Origin of the sequence: Vibrio sp. EA2 (assembly GCF_033042495.1) — a bacterium.
In the GTDB taxonomy this organism is placed as follows: domain Bacteria; phylum Pseudomonadota; class Gammaproteobacteria; order Enterobacterales; family Vibrionaceae; genus Vibrio.
On record NZ_JAWLID010000024.1, the window covers coordinates 22176 to 26575 of the forward strand.

Annotated in this window: 3 protein-coding genes and 2 pseudogenes; 3 read left to right on the plus strand and 2 right to left on the minus strand. The window is 44.8% G+C overall.

The genetic code is table 11. The annotated features are described in order from the left end of the window. The 3 genes and pseudogenes from lacZ to RXX31_RS23375 all read left to right on the plus strand — a co-directional run. Positions 1-686, plus strand: a pseudogene (gene lacZ, locus RXX31_RS23365) (beta-galactosidase); the annotation flags it as partial. 178 nt (positions 687-864) lie between these two features. Further along, complete coding sequence (locus RXX31_RS23370) at positions 865-1872, plus strand: substrate-binding domain-containing protein (protein ID WP_014234770.1); 1008 nt, start codon at positions 865-867, stop codon at positions 1870-1872. 257 nt (positions 1873-2129) lie between these two features. Beyond that, positions 2130-3128: a substrate-binding domain-containing protein gene (locus RXX31_RS23375; protein ID WP_118120994.1), complete on the plus strand. Its 999-nt coding sequence runs from the start codon at positions 2130-2132 to the stop codon at positions 3126-3128. A gap of 63 nt (positions 3129-3191) precedes the next feature. Here the strand turns inward: RXX31_RS23375 and galM are convergent, their stop codons facing one another. Next, entirely contained in the window at positions 3192-4256 is a 1065-nt protein-coding gene (gene galM, locus RXX31_RS23380; protein WP_317592032.1) for a galactose-1-epimerase, read from the minus strand. A 9-nt stretch (positions 4257-4265) separates the two neighbouring features. After that, a pseudogene (locus tag RXX31_RS23385) lies at positions 4266-4400 on the minus strand (galactokinase); the annotation flags it as partial.

The window sequence follows — 4400 nt, forward strand, 5'->3', positions numbered from 1 at the left end:
TTGACAACGTCGATCCTAACGCTTGGATATGCCGATGGGACATGGCTGGTATTGGTCAGTGGGAACGTGAATGTGTCTCCTGCCAAAGCGAGACACTTGAGCAGGCCGTACAAGTGACCTCTATCTATGCCTACCACTTCAATGGAGACGTGCAGGCTATCACAACCTGGGTTCATACCCTAAACAATGATGGCAAAATGCAACTGGACGTGGAGGTTAAACTAGCGGATAACTTACCGCCTATGCCACGTATTGGTTTGGAAATGCAATTGCCACTACAAGAGCAAAATACCACGGTAACGTGGCAAGGTTTAGGTCCGTTTGAGAACTATCCGGATCGTTTAGCTGCTGCGCGATTCGGTCTTCATACTCAAACATTGGACCAAATGCACACACCTTATATTTTTCCTACCGACAGTGGCTTGCGCTGTGGTACCCGGAATTTAGAAATTAACGAGCTGATCATTTCTGGTGATTTTCAGTTTAGCGTTAGCCAATATGCACAGCACGCTTTGGCAGAAGCGAAGCACACCAATGAAATAGACAAAGAAGAACAGGTTTATCTGCGCCTGGATCATAAACATATGGGTGTAGGTGGTGATGACTCTTGGAGCCCGAGTGTACATAAGGAGTTCCAGCTTACAGACAATCACTATGCATACCGAGTATCGTTTCAGCCCGCTTAATAAGCCGATCTAGACCCTTTATCGTGTCAATCCCCAAACTCTGGTTTGGGGATTTTTTATTCAAATCACCCCGTAATCAGTACAAAACCTTTAAACACCGTCACTATTCTTATCTCACTAATTGAGTTCCTACTGCCTTCATAGTTAAATAGCTGAAATTAAAGATTCTGAGTTCCCTATGGCTACCATTAAAGACGTCGCAAAAGAAGCCGGTGTTTCGATTGCTACCGCATCACGCGTTATAAATAACGCCCCTCACACCAGTGAAGCTGCCATTGTTGCAGTGAAAGAAGCAATGGAAAAACTGGGTTATCGTCCGAATGCCAATGCTCGAGCTTTGGTCAGTAAATCTTCGAATGCGATTGGTGTGTTAGTCAACGACGTTTCCGCCCCTTTCTTTGGCACGATGGTTAAAGCCATCGATACCATCGCTAGTGAACAAGAAAAACAACTTCTCATCGGCAGTGGCTATCACGATGCGACCAAAGAGCGGAACGCAATAAACTTGCTGATTAACAGCCAATGTGAGTCTTTAGTCGTTCACAGTAAAGGGATGAGCGACTCAGAGCTCTGCAAGTTAGCAAAGGAAATTCCGGGTATGGTGTTAATCAACCGTATTGTTCCGGAGATTGCCTCTCGCTGTATTGCATTAGATAACCGTAAAGGCTCTTACATCGCTACCGAGCATTTGATTCGTAATGGTCACAGGCATATCGGCTACATTTGCTCCAGTCACGATATTGAAGATGCTCGCGACAGACGAGAAGGTTATCTGGACGCTCTGCGTGACAATGGCCTCGAAATCCGTGAAGAATATATTGAATATGGTGAACCCGATGAAACCGGTGGTGAACAAGCCATGGTGAATCTAGTGGCGAAGAACCTTCCAATCACTGCCGTCGCTACCTACAACGATTACATGGCTGCAGGCTGTATGACTCTGCTACAAGAGAATGGCATTCGCATCCCCGAAGATATGTCTGTAATTGGTTTCGATGATGGTCACATCGCACGTTACATATATCCTCGCCTTACGACTATCCGTTACCCGATTCAGGTTATGGCAAACGAAGCTGTAAAGCTTTCGCTGAAGTTAATCAACAAGGAATCCATAGAAAGTACAGAATTTAAACTGTTTATACCAATATTAGTGAAGCGCTCTTCTGTAAGCTGCATAGAGAGCTAATATCACCGAGCAATTTCATCAATGTTGATCACTCTTTTTCGTACTTATCTCTACTTAACATGACCTCATATACCTGAAAAGTGATCAAGATTTACTTTTCACCGACACTATAATGTAAACGCTACCACAACATTAGCTATTTAAAATATAAGTGATAAAATCCAAAGCTTACAACCCAAACCTACTGGTTAATTTAAGTTGTTACATAACGGGGTTTCATACTTCCAGTTAAAATTTTTAACCACTAAAGGTTCTATATGGCAACGATTAAGGATGTGGCGAAAGAAGCACGAGTTTCGGTCGCAACCGTTTCACGTGTGTTAAACAAGTCACCTAAAGCAAGTCAATCATCAATCGATGCTGTGACCAAAGCGATGGGCAAGTTAGGCTACCGACCCAATGCAGCAGCCCGTGCACTGGTAAGCCAAAGCACTGATACGATGGGTGTGTTAGTCAGTGATGTGTCCGACCCATTCTTCGGTACACTGGTCAAATCAGTCGATAACGTCGCGCGTGAAAATGGCAAACATATCCTTATTGGTAACGGTTACCACAATCCTGAAGATGAGCGCCAAGCCCTGGAATTGCTAATCAATAGTCGTTGTGATGCAATCGTCATCCACTCCAAAGGACTGTCTGATAAAGAACTGATTGGTTACGCCAAAGAGGTAAAAAGCATGGTGCTGATCAATCGGAATATTCCCGAGTTAGCCAATCGTTGTATTTCCCTTGATAACCGCAAAGGCGCATTCTTAGCAACGGAATATTTGATTCGTCACGGGCATCGAAAAATAGCTTGTATCGCCTCAACTCAGGATATTGAAGATACAGATGAACGCCTGCAAGGTTATCTGGATGCACTAAAAGAACATGGCATTGAGCTATCAAAAAATTATATCGAGTACGGTGAGCCAAACAGTGATGGCGGTGAAGTTGCGATGACGAATCTGTTAACCAAATCTTTGGAGATGACTGGCGTTGTCGCCTACAACGACTATATGGCAGCGGGTGCGTTGTCAGCATTAGATCAAAACGGCATTGAAGTACCCAGTAAGATATCGATGGTGGGGTTTGATGATGGCTTAATTGCACGCTTTGTTCATCCTCGCCTCACCACAGTTCGCTATCCAATCGAGATGATGGCTGAACGTGCTGCTCGCTTAGCTTTAGCACTGTCACGTGATGAACAGGTTGAAGATGAAACTATTATTTTCAGCCCAACATTAGTGCGCAGAAATTCTGTTGAGCGTTGTTGATTGTCTATATCTAATTAGCTACGAATCAAAAAAGGTGGGCATAGAGCCCACCAAAAATGCTATCTAAAATTCAAACTGATACACGGTTCGATGCTGATAGCAATCCCCTGAGCTCAACGTCCCCATGTTGAGTCCCCATTCTGGTTTATTTGGTCCATCAGGAAAGTATTGCGTTTCCAATGCAAGGCCGTCATAAAGCGCGTAAGTTTTGCTTGCGCCCGGCGCACCTGCTAAAAAGTTTCCTGAATAGAACTGGATGGCTGGTTTAGTGGTTTTGACCTTCATCACCACATCTTCTTTCGGTGCAATAAGAACCGCGGCAACAGACACACAATCGGTCACTTCAGGCTTGAACACAAAGGCGTGATCGTAGCCACCCGCGTTTTTCTGATCCTGCTCGCTAAGAAATGCCTGGCCAATAAGTTTTGGCTCAGTGAAATCAAAACTGGTACCAGAGACAGGTTTTTGTTCACCCGTAGGAATTAAACCCGCATCCGTTGGCAAGTAATGCTCTGCACTAAGCTGCAACGTATGGTCCAAACTTTTCGCGTAGCTCGCCTCGCCCGCCAAGTTAAAGTAAGCGTGGTTAGTTAAATTCACCGGAGAGGTTTTATCGGTATTCGCTTCATAGGCAATAACGAGTTCATTTTCATCGGTTAACGTGTATGTGACTTTGACATCGAGATTGCCAGGATAACCTTGGTCACCATCAGGCGATCGAAGCGTAAAAACAACTTGTCGATCACTTTGTTCCGCAATCTTCCAGCGGCGTTTATCGAACCCATCTAAGCCACCGTGGAGCGAGTTTTCACCATTATTAACACCAAGTTGATAATGCTCTCCATCGATCGCAAATTGACCGTTTGCAATACGGTTGGCAAAACGACCGACGATAGCACCAAAATAGGCGTCTTGCTTCATGTGTTCTGCCATACTTGGCGAGCGCAATAGCACTTCACGGTGTTCACCATCTAACGGCAACGTGCAACTCAACCAAGTCGCACCAATATCCATAAACGATGCCGTCATACCATTCGCATTAGTAAGGTGGAGCAGATTCGCCGCTTGACCGTCAAACGATGGCGTTTGCATCATCGCTTGTTCTAATTGTTCAAAATATGCTTTCATCGCCTGCCCTTACAACGCTTCAACCAGACCAGCTCCATCTTTGGCTTTGCACACATAAATCGACGCTTTTAAACCTGTCGCAGCTTGATATTTAGCTTCTACCGTCGATTTCACCTTATCCACCAATGCAGGTGGAACGAGAGA

What these genes read in the sequence shown, in the direction of transcription:
- galM (WP_317592032.1), bottom strand. Translation starts at nt 4,256, where the DNA reads ATGAAAGCATATTTTGAACAATTAGAACAAGCGATGATGCAAACGCCA.
- RXX31_RS23375 (WP_118120994.1), top strand. Translation starts at nt 2,130, where the DNA reads ATGGCAACGATTAAGGATGTGGCGAAAGAAGCACGAGTTTCGGTCGCA.
- RXX31_RS23370 (WP_014234770.1), top strand. Translation starts at nt 865, where the DNA reads ATGGCTACCATTAAAGACGTCGCAAAAGAAGCCGGTGTTTCGATTGCT.